At 68.4% G+C, this 16,585-nt stretch carries 13 protein-coding genes; 3 read left to right on the top strand and 10 right to left on the bottom strand.

Annotated elements, in window-relative coordinates:
- Positions 1-102: 102 nt before the first annotated feature.
- The 10 genes from CKW06_RS22380 to baeS all read right to left on the bottom strand — a co-directional run bounded on the left by CKW06_RS22380 (position 103) and on the right by baeS (position 10,690).
- Positions 103-1,401 carry a DUF58 domain-containing protein gene (locus CKW06_RS22380; RefSeq protein WP_024956133.1) on the bottom strand — a complete coding sequence of 433 codons (1,299 nt, stop codon included), beginning with the start codon at positions 1,399-1,401 and terminating at the stop codon, positions 103-105.
- Entirely contained in the window at positions 1,398-2,384 is a 987-nt protein-coding gene (locus CKW06_RS22375) for an AAA family ATPase (RefSeq protein WP_005411535.1), read from the bottom strand. Before CKW06_RS22375 ends, CKW06_RS22380 begins: the two co-directional genes overlap by 4 nt.
- The gene (locus CKW06_RS22370) at positions 2,381-3,565 is read right to left on the bottom strand and encodes a DUF4350 domain-containing protein (protein WP_024956132.1); all 1,185 of its coding nucleotides are present in this window, start codon (positions 3,563-3,565) and stop codon (positions 2,381-2,383) included. Before CKW06_RS22370 ends, CKW06_RS22375 begins: the two co-directional genes overlap by 4 nt.
- Entirely contained in the window at positions 3,562-5,184 is a 1,623-nt protein-coding gene (locus CKW06_RS22365; protein ID WP_024956131.1) for a DUF4129 domain-containing protein, read from the bottom strand. Before CKW06_RS22365 ends, CKW06_RS22370 begins: the two co-directional genes overlap by 4 nt.
- Complete coding sequence (locus CKW06_RS22360) at positions 5,174-6,166, bottom strand: stage II sporulation protein M (RefSeq protein WP_005411532.1); 993 nt, start codon at positions 6,164-6,166, stop codon at positions 5,174-5,176. Before CKW06_RS22360 ends, CKW06_RS22365 begins: the two co-directional genes overlap by 11 nt.
- Entirely contained in the window at positions 6,163-6,852 is a 690-nt protein-coding gene (locus tag CKW06_RS22355; protein WP_005414811.1) for an RDD family protein, read from the bottom strand. The genes CKW06_RS22360 and CKW06_RS22355 overlap by 4 nt, the downstream gene beginning before the upstream one ends.
- A gap of 123 nt (positions 6,853-6,975) precedes the next feature.
- Positions 6,976-7,506: a gamma carbonic anhydrase family protein gene (locus tag CKW06_RS22350; RefSeq protein WP_024956130.1), complete on the bottom strand. Its 531-nt coding sequence runs from the start codon at positions 7,504-7,506 to the stop codon at positions 6,976-6,978.
- Between the two features lie 140 nt (positions 7,507-7,646).
- Positions 7,647-8,468: a nucleotidyltransferase domain-containing protein gene (locus tag CKW06_RS22345; RefSeq protein ID WP_005411529.1), complete on the bottom strand. Its 822-nt coding sequence runs from the start codon at positions 8,466-8,468 to the stop codon at positions 7,647-7,649.
- Positions 8,469-8,600: 132 nt separating this feature from the next.
- Positions 8,601-9,290 (bottom strand): response regulator, encoded by a 690-nt coding sequence (locus tag CKW06_RS22340; RefSeq protein WP_005414809.1) that lies wholly within the window; start codon positions 9,288-9,290, stop codon positions 8,601-8,603.
- Entirely contained in the window at positions 9,287-10,690 is a 1,404-nt protein-coding gene (gene baeS / locus CKW06_RS22335) for a sensor histidine kinase efflux regulator BaeS (RefSeq protein WP_024956129.1), read from the bottom strand. The genes CKW06_RS22340 and baeS overlap by 4 nt, the downstream gene beginning before the upstream one ends.
- Before the next feature lie 117 nt (positions 10,691-10,807).
- Between baeS and smeA the strand changes: the two genes are divergently transcribed.
- From smeA to smeC, 3 genes are read left to right on the top strand one after another with little or no spacing between them, the layout of a single operon-like run.
- Positions 10,808-12,004 (top strand): multidrug efflux RND transporter periplasmic adaptor subunit SmeA, encoded by a 1,197-nt coding sequence (gene smeA, locus CKW06_RS22330; protein WP_051924760.1) that lies wholly within the window; start codon positions 10,808-10,810, stop codon positions 12,002-12,004.
- Between the two features lie 12 nt (positions 12,005-12,016).
- Positions 12,017-15,166 (top strand): multidrug efflux RND transporter permease subunit SmeB, encoded by a 3,150-nt coding sequence (gene smeB, locus CKW06_RS22325; protein ID WP_024958773.1) that lies wholly within the window; start codon positions 12,017-12,019, stop codon positions 15,164-15,166.
- Positions 15,163-16,578, top strand: coding sequence for a multidrug efflux transporter outer membrane subunit SmeC (gene smeC, locus CKW06_RS22320; protein WP_032964841.1), 1,416 nt, complete (start codon positions 15,163-15,165; stop codon positions 16,576-16,578). Before smeB ends, smeC begins: the two co-directional genes overlap by 4 nt.
- The last annotated feature ends 7 nt before the right edge of the window (positions 16,579-16,585 follow it).

The following is a 16,585-nucleotide window of genomic DNA, read 5'->3' as shown; positions in this document are numbered from 1 at the left end:
CCGACCCTGGTCGGCGCTGTGGGTTTCGTGCCAACCAAGGTTGGCACCTACCAGAGCGATGTGTCGGTAGTGCCGGCCGCTGGCCGGCAACCGCTCCCGGTATCAGAGCAACCCTTCGCGCTTCACCGCCAGATAGCGCTCCACCAGTGCACCGGGCAGGGCGTCGGCGGTCACGTCCAGCACCATCACCTTCTCGCTGCGCAGCGCTTCATGCGCTTTCGCGCGCTGCTGCAGGTACAGCGCCGCGGCGCCGGCCTGTGCCGCGTCCTCCAGCGACTGCACCTCTTCATCGAGGACAGCATCCAGTTCGCGCTCGCGCAGGCTGGCCACGCACACCAGGTGGCGTTTCTGCAGCAGGCGCACCGCCGCCAGCAGATCCTCGATGTCTTCGTCGCGCACGTTGCTGACCAGCATCACCAGCGCGCGCCGGCGCTGGCGCAGCGACACTTCGGTGGCGGCGGCCAGGTAGTCGGTGGCCACCGCGCGCGGCTGCAGGTCGTAGCTGGCACGCAGCAGGTGCTCGACGGTGCCCATGCCACGCTGCGGTGCCACCCAGCGGCGCTCGCCACCGGTGGCGAACAGGCCGGCAGCATCGCCCTGGCGCAGCGCCAGGTAGGCCACCACCAGCGAGGCATTCAATGCATGATCGAAGTGCGAGAGCCCGCCTTCGCTGGCCAGCATGCGGCGGCCACTGTCGAGCATCAGCAGCAGCTGCTGGTTCTTCTCGTCCTGGTACTCGCGCGAGACCAGCTTGCGCGCACGCGCGGTGGCCTTCCAGTCCAGCTGGCGCAGGCTGTCGCCGATGCGGTACTCGCGCATCTGGTGGAAGTCGGTGCCTTCACCGCGGCGGCGCTTCACGTGTGCACCGACCAACCGCGAGGCCTGGTCGGCGCTGAACAGGGCGAAGCGGGTGAGCGGTACGAAGTTCGGATAGACCCGCACGTCCAGCGCGGGAGGCAGCGTGCGTTGCTGCCACCACAGCCGCCACGGCGAGCGCATGCGCAGGTGCACGCCTTCGAAGCGGAAGCGCCCGCGCTGCAGCGGCTGCAGGTGGTAGTGCAGGGTGGAGGCGCTGCCGGCCTTCAGGCGCACGCGCTGCGGCAGCGACTCCAGCGGCCAGCCGCCGGGGACCAGGTCGAACACCTGCACCGTCATCGATGCGTCCGCCTGCAGCCGCAGCGCGGCCTCGCGGCGCACGCCCAGTGCCAGCGCTTCGGGCAGCTCACGCTGGATCTGCGGCGATGGACGCCGCGTCTGCCGCCACAGATCCATCAACGCTGGCACGGCAATCGCCACCGCGGCCAGCGCCCAGCTCCAGCGCGGCAGCAGGCCGCCCAGCACCAGGCCACCCAGGGCGGCCCAGGCCAGCAGCAGCGCCAGCAGCAGCGGGGCCGGCCTCATCGGCGCGGTGCTTCCACCTTGGCCAGCAGTGCACCCAGCACGTCGTCGGCGTCCTGGCCTTCGATCTGCAGTTCCGGTGCCAGCGCGATGCGATGGCGCAGCGCGGGGCGCGCGATGTCGCGCACGTCGTCGGGGGTGACGAAGTCACGGCCGGCCAACACCGCCTGCGCGCGCGAGGCACGTACCAGCGCGATGCTGCCACGCGGGCCAGCGCCGACCGCGATACCCGGCCACTGCCTCGTGGCCGCCACAATCCGCACCGCGTAGTCGATCACTTCGTCATCGACGGTGATCGCCGCCGTGGCGCGCTGCAGTTCCAGCAGCTCACCGGCGCCGAGCACGCGCGGCACCTGGCTCAGGTCGAAATCGCTGGCGGCGCGGCCGCTGGTGATCGCGGTCACCATGCGCTTCTCGTCCTCCAGCTGCGGGTAGTCGATCAGCACCTTCAGCAGGAAGCGGTCCAGCTGCGCTTCCGGCAGCGGGTAGGTGCCTTCCTGTTCCAGCGGGTTCTGCGTGGCCAGCGCCATGAACGGCGGCGCCAGGGTGAAGGCCTTGCCTTCGATGGTCACCTGGCCTTCCTGCATCACTTCCAGCAGCGCCGACTGGGTCTTGGCCGGTGCGCGGTTGATCTCGTCGGCCAGCAGCAGGTTGGTGAACACCGGGCCGCGACGGATCTTGAAGCTCTCGCTCTTCGGGTCGTACACCGCGTGGCCGCTGACGTCGCTGGGCATCAGGTCGGGGGTGAACTGCACGCGGCCGTAATCCAGTTCCAGGGCCTGTGCCAGCGCGCGCACCAGCAGGGTCTTGCCCAGCCCGGGCACGCCCTCGATCAGCACGTGGCCACCGGCCAGCAGGGCCACCAGGATCTGGTCCAGCACATCAGCCTGGCCGATGAAGGCGTGGCCGACGGCATCGCGGATGGCATCGACGCGTTCGATCAGGCGGGCGTTGGCGGCCGCCGGCAGCTCGGGGACTTCGGTCATAGCAGGGATCTCATCTGGAGCAGCAAGCGGATGCGCTCGCGCAGGGCGGAGGAATCGTGCGGCGGAGGGGGCGTGAGCGCGCTGGCAACGCGGCCTTGCGGCCACCTCAGCAGCTCGGCGATGGCCTGATCGCGCGGCGCGCCATCGAGTGCGGCGGCAATCGGTGCGCGCAGGCGCAGGCGGTGCAGGAACAGGGCGAGTACGGCCTCGTACAGGCGCGCGCCGTGGCCGAAACGCAGCAGCAGTTCACCACTGGCGCGCACGTGCTCCAGCAGCGAACGGCGTTCCAGAACCGGCGACGGCAGCAGGCTGCCGAAGCGCTGCGAGCGGCCCCACAGCCAACCCAGCAGGGCCAGCAGCAACGGTGCCCACAGCGGCCAGCCCTGATAGAACATGCGCGACCACAGCGACGGCGGGCGGCTGGCATAGACCAGCCAGACCGCACCCTTGCCGTAGTTCGGATCGAGCAGGTAGCGGGTCAGGTCGCGATGCGACGCGTCGTGCAGGCCGTCGCTGGGCCCGCCGCCTGCCGACGCCAGGCGCGCCGCCGGTGAGTCCACCTCGCTGCGCATGAACTCCATGTCGGCCAGCACGCTCACCTTGCCCTGGCCATGGCGCAGGCGCGCGAACACCAGGTCGCGATCCGTGCCCCAGCGACGTTCGGCCTGCGCACTGGCGGCAAAACCCAGGGTGAAGCGGCGGCCACCGCAGAATTCGACGTGGCCAGGATCGTCGTCGACATGGAACGGCTGGCAGTCGCTGCGCTGGAACAGGCTGTCCACGCCCAGCCGGTCCAGCAAGGGGCCCTGCGTGCTGCCGGCATCGTCCTCGGCCGGCGGCGGTGTACGTACCAGCAGGTGACCACCACCGTCGACCCAGTCCAGCAGCGCGCTGGCAACGGGCGGCGGCAGTTCGCTGCTGTCCTGCAGCAGCACCACCGTATCGTTCGGCCCCAGTGCCATCTGCTGCAGTTCCAGCCGTGGCCGCGAGTGCACGTCAATGCCATCGGCGCGCAGCGCCTGGCCGAGTACGTACAGCGGGTTGTAGGCGGCCTCGCCCTGTGGCGGCAGCCGGATCGTCTCGGTCACCCGTTCGTGCGTGCGCAGGTAGAGGATGGTCAGCGGTACACCGAACAGCACCAATGCACCGAGCAGCAGCGACCAGAACAGGCGCGGACTCATGCCTGCCACCCGTACTGCTGGCGCAGGGTATCGGCCAATGCATCGAAATCGGCGCGGCTGGGCAGGCGGCCACCGTAGGCGGCGTACTGCCACATGCGCACGATGCGCGCGAACAGGTCACGGTCGCTGGCCTCGGGCATGCGCCGCGACGCGCGCAGGCATTGCGCTTCGGTGGCACCGGGTGGAAGCGCGATACCGCTGCGCTCGCCCACCGTGCGCACACTGGCGCGGTACAGCAGGGCCAGCGCCTGCCGCGGCCGGCCCTGGTCCCAGAGCAGGCCAGCCTGGGTGGCCACGTCCGGCGGCAGCACCACCGGCAACTCCACCTGTTCCTCCAGCACCTCCGGTGCAGCGTCGGCCTTGCGCCGGCCACTGCCACGCAGCCATGGCAGCCACAGCCGCGCGGTCAGCAGCAGCACCAGCAGCAGGATGCCGAGCAGGCCCCACAGGCCCCATTCGGCCAGCCGTGCCAGCCAGTCGATGCCGTCCCTGCGCGCTTTGCGTTCACCTTTGCTGTTGGTGTCACGCTGCAGCTGCTTGTCTTCCTTCTTTTTTTCCTCGGCCTGCTCGATCGGCTTCCAGCGGGTGACCTCGCGGGTCGGGCGCTGCAGCGGGTCCTCATAGGCGCGGTTAACCGCTTGACGGAAACCGGCGGTGTCCACCGGCGTGCCACCGAAGATGGTGGCCGGCGTGTTGGCCGGGTCGATGGTCGGTTCATCGTCGTCGTCTTCGGCGGCGATGTCACTGGCGTTGGGCTTGCCCATTGCGCGCCCGGGCTCGGCATCTGCGTCCTGCGCATGCACCGGGGCGGAGACCAGCGGCAGTGCCAGGCACAGCAGCAGCGCCAGCGTCGATGCCGCCGGCAGCAGGCGATCGCGCAGTCGGCGCAGGGCGATTTCGACGTCCCAGGCTTCCATCTGCGTACGCCGGTTCAAGTACAGGCCAAAGCCCGCACCGACGAAGAACGGGCCGATCAGCGCCGAGGCCAGCCAGCAGGCCAGATTGAAACCGAAGCGTGCCCATGCCGGCGTGTCCTTGCCGATCATGTCCCACGCCGCACGCCAGGATTCGGACATCAGGTCCAGTGGCATGAACATGAACACTGCACCGATGGCACCAGATACCAGCACCGCTTCGAACGCCATGCAGGTCACAGTCAGCACTGTCGCCGCACCTGCGGCGCCGGCAGCCACCGCACGGCGGCGTGGACCGCGCTGACCCGGTGCGTTGCCTTCCAGCAGGTTCACCGGCAGGCACAGGCTGCGCAGCACGCTGAAGCGACGCCAGCCCAGGTAGCCCCAGGAACCAGTGTTGCCCCAGTGGCGCTGCGCACGCAGGGCCGAAAGTGTGCTGACCGGTTCGCCGAAGATGCCGCGCGACAGCACATACAGCGGCGCACGCTCGAACAGTGGCTTGCACCACCACATCGCCAGCCAGGCCCAACCGAAGGCATCCAGCCACCATCCCAGCCCGTTGAAGATCACGAACAACGGAGCACTGGCCAGCAGCCAGCTGCCCCACACGGCGCGCGCATGGCGGCGGGCGAGGGCACTGCCCAGCTCCATCGCTTCCCAGCCGCTGCGTGCACGCAGCACCACGTCCAGACGGTCAATGCGCATGGCCGCCTCCACGCCCGCCACGCCATAGCCACAGCAGCACGCCGGCCCAGAGCACTCCGGCGACGCCGAACTTGGTCCATGCGGGGACTTCAGCGATCGACGACCAGAACGCTTCGATGAAGGCTGCGACCAGCAGCATGAACGCCACGCCCAGGCACAGCCGCGCACCGATGCGGCCACCGTCGACCAGCGCGTCCAGGCGGCTGCGCCGGCCCGGTGCCAGCAGCTTCATGCCCAGCTGCAGGCCGGCACCGCCGGCGATCACGATCGCGGTCAGCTCGAACGCGCCATGGCCGGCCACGAAGCGCCAGAATGGTCCACCGTGTCCGATGTGCTGCAGGTGGCCGGCCACCGCGCCGATGGTGACGCCGTTGAACAGCAGCACCAGCAGCGTACCCAGCCCGGCCAGCAGGCCGCTGGCGAAGGTGCGCAGGGCAATGCTGATGTTGTTGAGGATGTAGTGGCCGAACATCATCCAGTCGGTACCGCTGTCGCGGCCCAGTCGTTCGGCGGCAGGGTCGTACATGCGCTCCATCGCGGCGATCTGGCGGTTGTCCATCAACGTGTGGATCAGGTCCGGGTAGACCTGTACAAGCACGAAGCAGGCGATTGCCGGCAGCGCGAACATCGCCAGCGCCACCCACATGCTGCGTGCCTGGCTGCGCACGAGCAGCGGGAAGTCGGCCACGAGGAATTCCAGCGCGGCGCGCCAGCGCGTCGGCCGTGTGCGGTACAGCACACTGTGGCCCTGCTGCATAAGCTGCTGCAGGCGCTGGACCAGCTGCGGGCTGTAACCGCGCTCGCGGGCCAGCGCCAGCTGCTGGCACAGGCGCCGGTAGCGCTGCGGGACGGCGGTATCGTCCAGTGCCAGGCCGCTGGCCTTGCGGCGCGCGCGGCGCGAGGCGCCGGCACGCAGCAGCAGCCACTGTTCCAGCTCCTGCCATTCCTGCTGGTAGCGGGCGACGAACTGTTCCTGTTTCATCGCCGCCCCAGCAGCCAGTTGGCCATGGCGTACAGGCGCAGCACGGCGACCTGGCCGTGGGTACCGGTCAGGGGCTCGGCAATGCCGGCCAGCTCCTGCTGGCGGGCCGCCGACAGCCGTGGCGCGCGCTCGGCGAAGGCCATCAGCGCGGCCTGTTCCTCCGGCCGCAGTGGCTGCGGCGGGGCCAGCACGCTGTCGATGGTAGGTGGCGGCGGCAGGTACAGCACAGGCGCGTGCACCACCACGGTGCCGGCCACCAGGTCGCCGAGGCGGCGGCCGTGCGGATCGAACAGGCTGCTGACCAGGCCCAGTGCGTAGCCGAACGGCAGCATGTCCACCGTGCGCAGCAGGTTGCGGGTGATCGCCGCCATCCAGCCCACGGGCGCGCCATCGCGGGACAGCACGCGCAGGCCCAGCGCGCGCTTGCCCAGGGTACGGCCCCACAGCGCCTCGCACACGATCGGGTAGACCCAGTAGACCAGGAACATCAGCACCAGGTTGAGGCCGGAGCCGAATTCGTCCAGCACCGCCAGCGGAATCGCCATCAGCACCAGTACCGCGATGCGCACGCCAAGATCGACCAGCCAGGCCATGGCCCGCGGCAGCGGTCCGGCTACCGGCAACTGAAGCAGCACACCCTCCGGCGTCACCACCTCACGGTAGGTATCGAGCATCGGTGCGGCCATCAGCGCGGTGGCCTTCGTTGTGGGCGCCGGAGTCCTCTCCGGCTGGCAACCACAGGCATGGGGGTCTCGACAGATCCTGGTCGGGCCCAGACTTTAGCAGAGCCGCGCGGCAGCGTTGGCTGCTCAGCCCCGGTATTCGTCCTTCAGCCGCAGGTAGTGGTCGGCCGAGTAGTGCAGCGACTCGATCTCCTTGTCGCTCAGCGTGCGTGCCGGCCGGGCCGGATTGCCGACCCACAGCTCGCCTTCGCCCACCACCTTGCCGGGACCGATCACCGCGCCGGCACCGACGAAGCCGTGGCGTTCAACGCGGGCACCGTCGAGGATGCAGGCGCCCATGCCGATCAGGCTGTAATCGCCGATCGTGCAGGCGTGGATGATGCAGCCGTGGCCGACGGTCACGCCTTCGCCGATCAGGGTCGGGTAGCCCGCCTTGTTGTACGGGCTGTGGTGGCTGACGTGGATGATGGTGCCGTCCTGCACGTTGGTGCGTGCACCGATGCGTACGTAATTGACGTCACCGCGGATGACCGTGCCCGGCCACACCGACACGTCGTCGCCCAGTTCCACGTCACCGATGATCGTGCACGACGGGTCGATGTACACGCGCTCGCCGAGGACGGGCATCTTGTCGCGGAAGGGGCGCAGCGGGTTCATCGGGGTCTCCGGAAATCAGGGCGTTCGCGACGATGATACCCGGGTGGTAGTGCCGGCCGCTGGCCGGCAACCGCGCGGCACGCCTGGATTTCCGTGGTTGCCGGCCAGCGGCCGGCACTACCAGCGGCAGGTGCGGCTCTTCATGCAGGCGCGTGCTCGGCCAGCATCTGCCGGAACAGCTCATCCAGCCACGCAGCATCACCTCGTCCGGCGGGCAGCTGTGGCGCCTGCGCAGTCCGGATGGCCAGTTCACGATCGATGTAGTCGCTGATCGCCGCAATGCGCGGCCCGGCGGCGACCTCGGCGCTGGCCCGCTTGACCGCCAGCAGGGCATCGATGACTTCACGCACCGCACCGTCTGGCAGCAGCCGGTCCAGCAGATCCTCGAAGGCCATCGGCGGGGGTGTCTGTTCGTGCTCTATCCACTGGCAGGCCAGCAGTGGGCGCAGCACGTACAGGTACTTCTTGGTGCGCACCGTTTCGCCACGCAGGTAGCCGCGATGGTTCGAGCGCGCCATGTTGAAGTAGTGCCACCAGGTGCCCAGCGGTGAATGGAACGCTTTCGCTGCTTCCCACAACTGTGACACCGCCGCCTGATCCTGCTGGTAGACGATCGGCGAGCGCAGCCACTCGATCAGGGTCGGATTGGATTTTGAAACCAGTCGCAGTGCCTTGCGCAGGTCCCAGCCGCTCACGTCGAGCTCATCGTCGATCGGCAGTTCGATCACATCGCGCTGCGCTTCGCCGGGACCGGTGCTCTCGTTGACGCTGAGATACCAAGGCTGGCGATGCACGTAGATGAAGCGCGCGTCGTAGTCGCTGTCGGGCGAGGAAAAGCCCCAGCCGCGGCTGCCCGACTCGCAGGCCAGCAGCACGCGTACGTCGTAGCGCTGTTCGATGTCAGCCAGGGTGGAAAGGATGGCGGCGCGCTTGTCCGGCGCGATTGGGTGGATGTCGTCCATGCAGTTGTGTTCGTAATGTCGAGCGTGCTCGACTGTAACGCAAGTGCGCACCGGTAGTGCCGGCCGCTGGCCGGCAAGCTCACGGGCGCACTTGGAATTCTGCGGTTGCCGGCCAGCGGCCGGCACTACCGGCTAGGGCTCGTAGCTGTAGCCCATGCCGTACACCGAACGGATCGGCTCGCCTTCCATGCCGGCGTCGGCCAGCTTGCGGCGCAGGTTGCGCACATGGCTGTCGACGGTGCGGTCGACCACCACGCGATGGTCCAGGTACAGCCGGTCGAGCAGTTCATCGCGCGCCCAGATCCGGCCCGGGGTGGCCAGCAGCGTGCGCAGCAGGCGGTACTCCACCGGCGTCAGGTCCAGGCCCTTGCCGTTCCAGGTGGCGCGTGCGGCCGGCTCGTCGATGTGCAGGCCACCGTTGGCGCGCGCACCCGGGTCCGGGCGGTAGCGGCGCAGCACCGCCATCACCCGCGCGACCACTTCGCGCGGACTGAACGGCTTGCAGATGTAGTCGTCGGCGCCGATCTCCAGGCCCAGCAGGCGGTCGATCTCTTCCACCCGTGCGGTGACCATGATGACCGGTACATCGCTGCTGGCACGCAGTTCGCGGCACAGGTCCACGCCATCACGCTGCGGCAGCATCAGGTCCAGCAGCACCAGATCGGGCTGGTAGCGCGCGAACGCGTCGATCACCTGGCCACCGTCGTCCACCCACTCGCTGGCCATGCCGGCGGCGGCCAGGTAGTCGCGCAGTACCGAGGCCAGGCGTGGCTCGTCCTCGACGATCAGGATCTTCGTGGACGTGGCGGGCGACGTGCTCATGCAGGCTCCGGCAGGGTGATGACCACGCGCAGCCCGCCCAGCGGCGAGGGCGCGGCGTGGATGACGCCGTGGTGGGCGAGGATGATGTTGTGGCTGATGGCCAGGCCCAGCCCGCTGCCGCCACTGGCGCGGTTGCGCGAACTTTCCACGCGGTAGAAGCGTTCGAACAGCAGTGCACACTTGTCGGCCGGAACGCCCGGCGCGGTGTCTTCCACGACCAGCTGCACGCCGGCAGGCACGCGCGCTGCCTGCACGCGTACGCGGCCACCGGCATGGGTGTAGCGCAGTGCGTTTTCCAGCAGGTTGGCCAGCACCTGCTGCAGGCGCCGTTCGTCACCGGACACCTGCAACGGCGTGGCGGGCAGGTCTTCTTCCAACGCCAGTCCTGCATTGGCGAAGCGCACGCGCATGCCATTGAGTTCGCTGCGCAGCAGCGCCACCAGGTCCAGTGGCGCGAAGCGGTACGCCAGGCCGCCGGACTGGGTCATCGACAGGTCGTGCAGGTCGTCGATCAGCTTGCCCAGCTGGCGGATCTCGCCCTGCAGGCCCACAAGGTTGGCCCGGTCCAGCGGACGGATGCCATCTTCGATCGCCTCCAGCTCGGCGCGCACCACGGCCAATGGCGTGCGCAGCTCATGCGAGATGTCGGCAATGAAGGCGCGGCGGTTGCGTTCGGTGTCGTCCAGCGCCTGCGCCATCCGGTTGAAGTCGTTGACCAGCGCGTCCAGCTCATCGTCACTGGTGCGCTCGATGCGGGTGGCGTAGTCACCGGCGGCCAACCGGTGGGTGGCAGCGGCCAGCTTGGCAAGGCGCTGGCGCAGCGCACGCGATACCAGCCAGGCCAGCAGTACCGTCACCAGCAGTAGCGCGATGCCGATCACCCACCAGGCGCGCACCTGGGTGTTGTAGAAATTCAGGTCGTTGGTGGCGATGACGGTCTGGAACGGCACCATGCCCAGCCAACCGACGGTCTGCCCGTCCACCTGCACCGCATGCGGCTCGTCATCGCTGGTGGCGTCGGGGTTGCCGGCCACGAAACGGTGCTGCGCGTCGAACAGGCCCAGGCGCGACGGCACGCCGGTCTGGTCGGACAGCGACGGCACCGGTCCTTCGTGCCCATGGGCCAGGTCCGGCCGCAGCAGCCGCGCCCAGCGGTCGCCATCACCGTGCAGATGCTCCCAGCCACCGTGCTCGCGGTACTCGCGCTGCAGGTGTGGCATCAGCCGCTGCATGCGCAGGTCGCCCTGGTCGTTGAGGTAGTCCAGGAAGCCGGTCTGGAAGGCCACGCGGCTGGCAATACCGTTCACTGCCAGCACCAGCAGGCAGGCGGTGAAGATCGCGAGGAAGGTCTTCGCGGTCAGGCCGAATTTGAGTTGGAACTTCGCCATCGCGGGGGCCATTAGCGGCGCATGCGGCGCCGAAAGCAAGCGCCAGCTGAGCCGGCCGCACAATCTCCATATTCTCTGCACAGTTTCACGGCAGCGTGCACGGGTCAACGCAAGGCCCCCACGCCCCCCATGTCCCTCCTGCGCCCGCTGTCCCGTTCCCCGCGTCCCCTGCTGTTGCCCCTGCTGCTGGCCCTGGCGGCCTGTTCGGCGGACAGGACCGACGCCCCGGCCATGCCCGAAGTGGGCGTCATCATCGCCCGCGCGCAGCCGCTGGCACTCCAACAGACCTTGCCCGGCCGTGCCGTGCCGTTCGAGATCTCCGAGGTGCGGCCGCAGATCGGCGGCCTGATCCGCCAGCGGTTGTTCACCGAAGGCCAGCAGGTCAAGGCAGGTCAGCTGCTGTACCAGGTCGACCCGGCACCGTACCAGGCGGCCTTCGATACCGCCCGCGGGCAGCTGGCGCAGGCCGAGGCCACCGTGTTGTCGGCACAGCCGAAGGCCGAGCGTACCCGTGCGCTGGTGAGCATGGATGCAGCCAGCAAGCAGGACGCCGACGATGCCACCTCGGCATTGAAGCAGGCGCAGGCCAACGTGATTGCCGCGCGCGCTGCATTGCAGGCTGCCCGCATCAACCTCGACTACACCCGGGTGACCGCCCCCATCGACGGCCGCATCGGCACCTCCAGCGTCACCGCCGGCGCGCTGGTCGCGGCCGGCCAGGATACGGCACTGACCACCATCCAGCGGCTGGACCCGGTGTACCTGGATGTCACCCAGTCCAGCACGCAGATGCTGGCGCTACGCAAGCAGCTCGATGCGGGCCTGGTGAAGGCCATCGATGGCAAGGCACAGGTACAGGTGCTGCTGGAGGACGGCAGCACCTACGCGCATGAAGGCACGTTGGAGTTCGTCGGCAGCGCAGTGGATCCGGGCACCGGAAACGTGAAGCTGCGCGCGGTCATTCCGAACCCGGACGGCCTGCTGTTGCCGGGCATGTACCTGAAGGCGGTGCTGCCGATGGCCACCGACGCGCGTGCCCTGCTGGTGCCGCAGAAGGCGGTGGTGCGCAACGAACGCGGCGAACCGCTGCTGCGCCTGCTCGACGCCAAGGATCATGTGGTCGAGCGCCGCGTCAGCACCGGCCAGGTGGTCGGTAACCAGTGGCAGATCACCAGCGGCCTCAAGGCTGGCGAACGGGTGATCGTCAGCAACGGCAGCGCGGTATCGCTCGGCCAGCAGGTGAAAGCGGTGGCGGCCACGACGGCGCAGTTGGCGGCGATGCCGGCGGTCGATCCGAACGGCAACACCGACGAAAAGTCGCACTGAGGCCTGGCCCACATGGTTCGTTTCTTCATTGACCGGCCGATCTTCGCCTGGGTGATCGCCATCGCGGTCAGCCTGCTCGGCCTGCTCGCGATCCTGATCCTGCCGGTGGACCGCTACCCGCAGATCGCCCCGCCCACCATCACCATCCGCGCCACCTACACCGGCGCCTCGTCGCGGACCGTGGAAAACGCGGTCACCCAGGTCATCGAGCAGTCCCAGCAAAGCCTCGATCACCTGATGTACATGACCTCGACCAGTGCCTCCGACGGCTCGGCGCAGGTCAACCTGGTGTTCGCCACCGGTACCAATCCGGATACCGCGCAGGTGCAGGTGCAGAACCAGCTGCAGGCCGCCATGGCCACGCTGCCGCAGGCGGTGCAGCAGAACGGCCTGACCATCACCAAGTCCAGTGGTTCGCTCTTCGAGGTGCTGTCGTTCACCAGCGAAGACGGCAGCATGGACAACTTCGATGTCGCCAACTTCATGGAAGCGCGCATCGACGACCAGATCAGCCGTGTCAGCGGCGTCGGCAACATCCAGCCGATCGGCCAGGAATACGCCATGCGTATCTGGCTGGATCCGGAAAAAATGCGCCAGTACGCACTGATGCCGTCGGACATCGAGACCGCACTGCAGGCGCAGAACACCGACGTGTCGGCCGGTGAGCTGGGTGGCCAACCGGCGCTGAAGGGCCAGCAGCTGGACGCAACCGTGACCGCGCGCAGCCGCCTGCACACGCCTGAGCAGTTCGCGCAGGTGGTGCTCAAGGCTGACGCCAACGGCAGCGTGGTGCACCTGGGCGACGTGGCGACGATCGGCCTGGGGCCGGAGAGCTATGACAGCATCAGCACCTTCAACGGCAAGCCGTCGGCCTCGCTGGGCATTGAACTCAATGCCGGTGCCAACGCGATCGCCGTCTCCAAGGCCATCGATGCACGGCTTCAGCAGCTGCAGAAGTACTGGCCGCACGGTTACACCGCCCACGTGGCCTTCACCACCACGCCGTTCGTGACCATCTCGCTGAAGGAAGTGGTGATCACCCTGATCGAGGCGATCGCGCTGGTCGTGCTGGTGATGTACCTGTTCCTGCAGAACTGGCGGGCCACGTTGATCCCGACCATCGCGGTGCCGGTGGTGCTGCTGGGCACCTTCGGCGTGCTGGCCGCGTTCGGGTACTCGATCAACACCCTGACCATGTTCGCGCTGGTGCTGGCCATCGGCCTGCTGGTGGACGACGCCATCGTGGTGGTGGAGAACGTGGAGCGGGTGATGACCTTCGAGGGGCTGGCACCGAAGCCGGCCACGCTGAAGGCGATGGGCCAGATCACCGGCGCGCTGGTCGGCATCGTGCTGGTGCTGACTGCGGTGTTCCTGCCGATGGCGTTCTTCAGCGGTGTCACCGGCGTGATCTATCGCCAGTTCTCGGTGACGATCGCTGCTGCGATGATCCTGTCGGTGCTGGTGGCGATGACCATCACCCCGGCGCTGTGCGGGAGCATCCTGCACCAGATTCCCAAGGGCGGCCATCCGCATGGCGATCACGCTGGCGAGCCGAGCCTGCTGGGCAAGTTCTTCATCTGGTTCAACCACCGCTTCGAGCGCACTTCCAATGGCCTGCGTCACCGCGTGGATGGCTTCCTTGGCCGCCGCACGCTGGGGGTGCTGTTCTACCTGGTGCTGAGCGTGGCCACCGGCCTGCTGCTGTGGCACCTGCCGGGCGCGTTCCTGCCCGATGAAGACCAGGGCATGCTCAACGCGCTGGTGAAGCTGCCGGCCGGTTCCACGCTGGAGCAGACGCGGGCGGTGATGGATCGTCTGAGTGCCGTCGCGGTGAAGGACGACGGCGTGCTCTCGATCCAGGCCACCGCCGGTTTCAGTGTTACCGGCAGCGGCCAGAACGTCGGCCAGGCCTTCATCCGCCTGAAGGACTGGGATGACCGCAAGGACGACGCCGATACCATCGCCGCACGGTTGACGCGGGCGATGGCCAGCGTGCCCGATGCGCAGGTGTTCATCACCTCGCCACCCGCCATCCTTGGCCTCGGCGATGCGGGCGGTTTCACCTTGGAACTGCAGGACGAAGGCGGTGCCGGCCATGCCGCCGCCGTGGCCGCGCGCAACACGCTGCTGAAGGAAGCCGCCAAGGACCCGAAGCTGGTCAACGTGCGCTACGCCAGCCTGGAAGACGCGCCGGTATACGCCGTGAAGGTGGACGACGCCAAGGTGCAGGCCATGGGCGTGAACCCGCAGGACGTCAATGACACCTTGAACGCGGCGCTGGGCGGCGACTTCGTCAACAACTTCATCTACAAGGGCCGCATCAAGAAGGTGTTCATCCAGGGCACCGCCGAAGCACGCATGCAGCCGCAGGACATCGAGCGCTGGAGCGTGCGCAACCAGGCCGGGCAGATGGTGCCGCTGTCGTCGCTGATCAGCACGCATTGGACCAGTGCGCCGGCCGCACTGCAGCGCTACAACGGCATCTCGGCGATGGAAATCACCGGCCAACCGGCGCCGGGTGTCAGCTCCGGCGAGGCGATGGCCGAGATCGCGCGCCTGGCCGACACACTGCCGGAAGGCTTCAGCCACGCCTGGTCGGACATGGCCTACCAGGAACAGCTGTCGGGCAACCAGGCGCCGATGCTGTATGCCATCTCGCTGCTGTTCGTGTTCCTGTGCCTGGCCGCGCTGTATGAAAGCTGGGCGGTGCCGTTCGCGGTGATGCTGGCCGTGCCGGTAGGCGTGTTCGGTGCCGTGCTGATGATGAACCTGCGTGGCCTCAACAACGATGTGTACTTCCAGGTCGGCCTGTTGACCACGATTGGTCTGGCAGCGAAGAACGGCATCCTGATCGTCGAGTTCGCGCGCATCCTCGAACAGCAGGGCAGGGACACCCGAGACGCAATCCTGCAGGCGGTCTACCTGCGGCTGCGGCCGATCGTGATGACTTCGCTGGCGTTCCTGATGGGCGTGTTGCCGCTGGTGTTCGCCACCGGCGCCGGTTCGGCCGCGCGCCGTTCGCTGGGTACCGGCGTGGCCGGTGGTACGGTGGCCTCGATGGTGCTGGGCATGTTCTTCGTGCCGTTGTTCTACCTGCTGGTGCGCCGCCTGTTCCCGGGCCGCGCGCCGGCCGACGCCACTGTCCCGGAGACAAGCCCATGAAGCCGATGCTGCTGCGCGCCCTGGCGGCCGCAACGATGACCGCCGTGCTGGGCGGCTGCGTGAGCATGGCCCCACACTACCAGCGTCCCGAGGCGCCGGTGCCGGCACAGTTCGGCAATGCCGGCACCGGCGAGGCTGAGCCGGCACTGGCGATGCCGGCCTGGCGCGAAGTGTTCCTGGAACCGCGCCTGCAGCAGGTCATCGCGCTGGCGCTGCAGAACAACCGCGACCTGCGCGTGGCGGTGCTGCAGGTGGAGAAGGAGCGCGCGCAGTACCGCATCCAGCGCGCGGCACTGCTGCCGTCGGTGGATGCCAGCGGCAGTGTCACCCGTTCGCGGGTGAGCGATGCCAACAGCGAGACCGGCGTCACCCAGGTGACCGAATCCGATGCCGTGCAGGTGGGCATCAGCAGCTGGGAGCTGGACCTGTTCGGGCGTATCCGCAGCTTGAAGAACGAGGCGCTGCAGAACTGGCTGGCCAGCGCCGAGAACCAGCGCGCCGTGCGCACCAGCCTGGTGGCCGAAGTGGCCACGGCGTGGCTGGCGCTGGCGGCCGACGAGCAGTCGCTGGCGTTCACCCGGCAGACGCTGGACAGCCAGCAGCAGACCCTGCAGCGCACCGAGGCCCGCCATGCACAAGGCCTGGCTTCGGGCCTGGACCTGTCGCAGGTGCAGGCCAGCGTGGAAGCCGCGCGCGGTGCGCTGGCCAAGCTGCAGACCCAGCAGGCGCAGGATCGCGATGCGCTGCAGCTGCTGGTCGGTGCACCGCTGGACGCGGCACTGCTGCCCAGCGCACAGGCGCTGGACGGCACCGTGGCGCTGGCGCCGCTGCCTTCCAACCTGCCCTCAAGCGTGCTGCTGCAGCGCCCGGACGTGCTGTCCGCCGAACACGCGTTGCAGGCGGCCAATGCCGATATCGGTGCCGCGCGCGCTGCATTCTTCCCGACGCTGACGTTGACCGCCAACTACGGCCACAGCTCCACCGCGTTGTCGACGCTGTTCTCGGCCGGCACCCGTGGCTGGTCGTTCGCGCCCAGCATCACCGCGCCGATCTTCCATGCCGGTGCACTGAACGCCTCGCTGGATGCCTCGAAGATCGGCAAGGACATCGGCATCGCGCAGTACGAGAAGGCGATCCAGCAGGCCTTCAGTGAGGTGGCCGATGCGCTGGCCACGCGCGATCACCTGACCGCGCAGCTGGACGCGCAACGCGCGTTGGTGGCTGACAGCCAGCGCAGCTACACCTTGGCCGAGGCGCGCTACCGCACTGGACTGGATGGCTACCTGCAGTCGTTGGATGCGCAGCGCAGCCTGTATGCCGCGCAGCAGGACCTGATCGCCCTGCAGCAGCAGGAGGCGGGCAACCGGGTGACGTTGTTCAAGGTGCTGGGTGGTGGCGCCGACGCGCGGTAACGCGCCC

Source organism: Stenotrophomonas maltophilia (genome assembly GCF_900186865.1).
Classification (GTDB): domain Bacteria; phylum Pseudomonadota; class Gammaproteobacteria; order Xanthomonadales; family Xanthomonadaceae; genus Stenotrophomonas; species Stenotrophomonas maltophilia.
The sequence above is the reverse complement of the archived record's forward strand: the minus strand, read 5'-3'. Positions and strand labels throughout refer to the sequence as shown.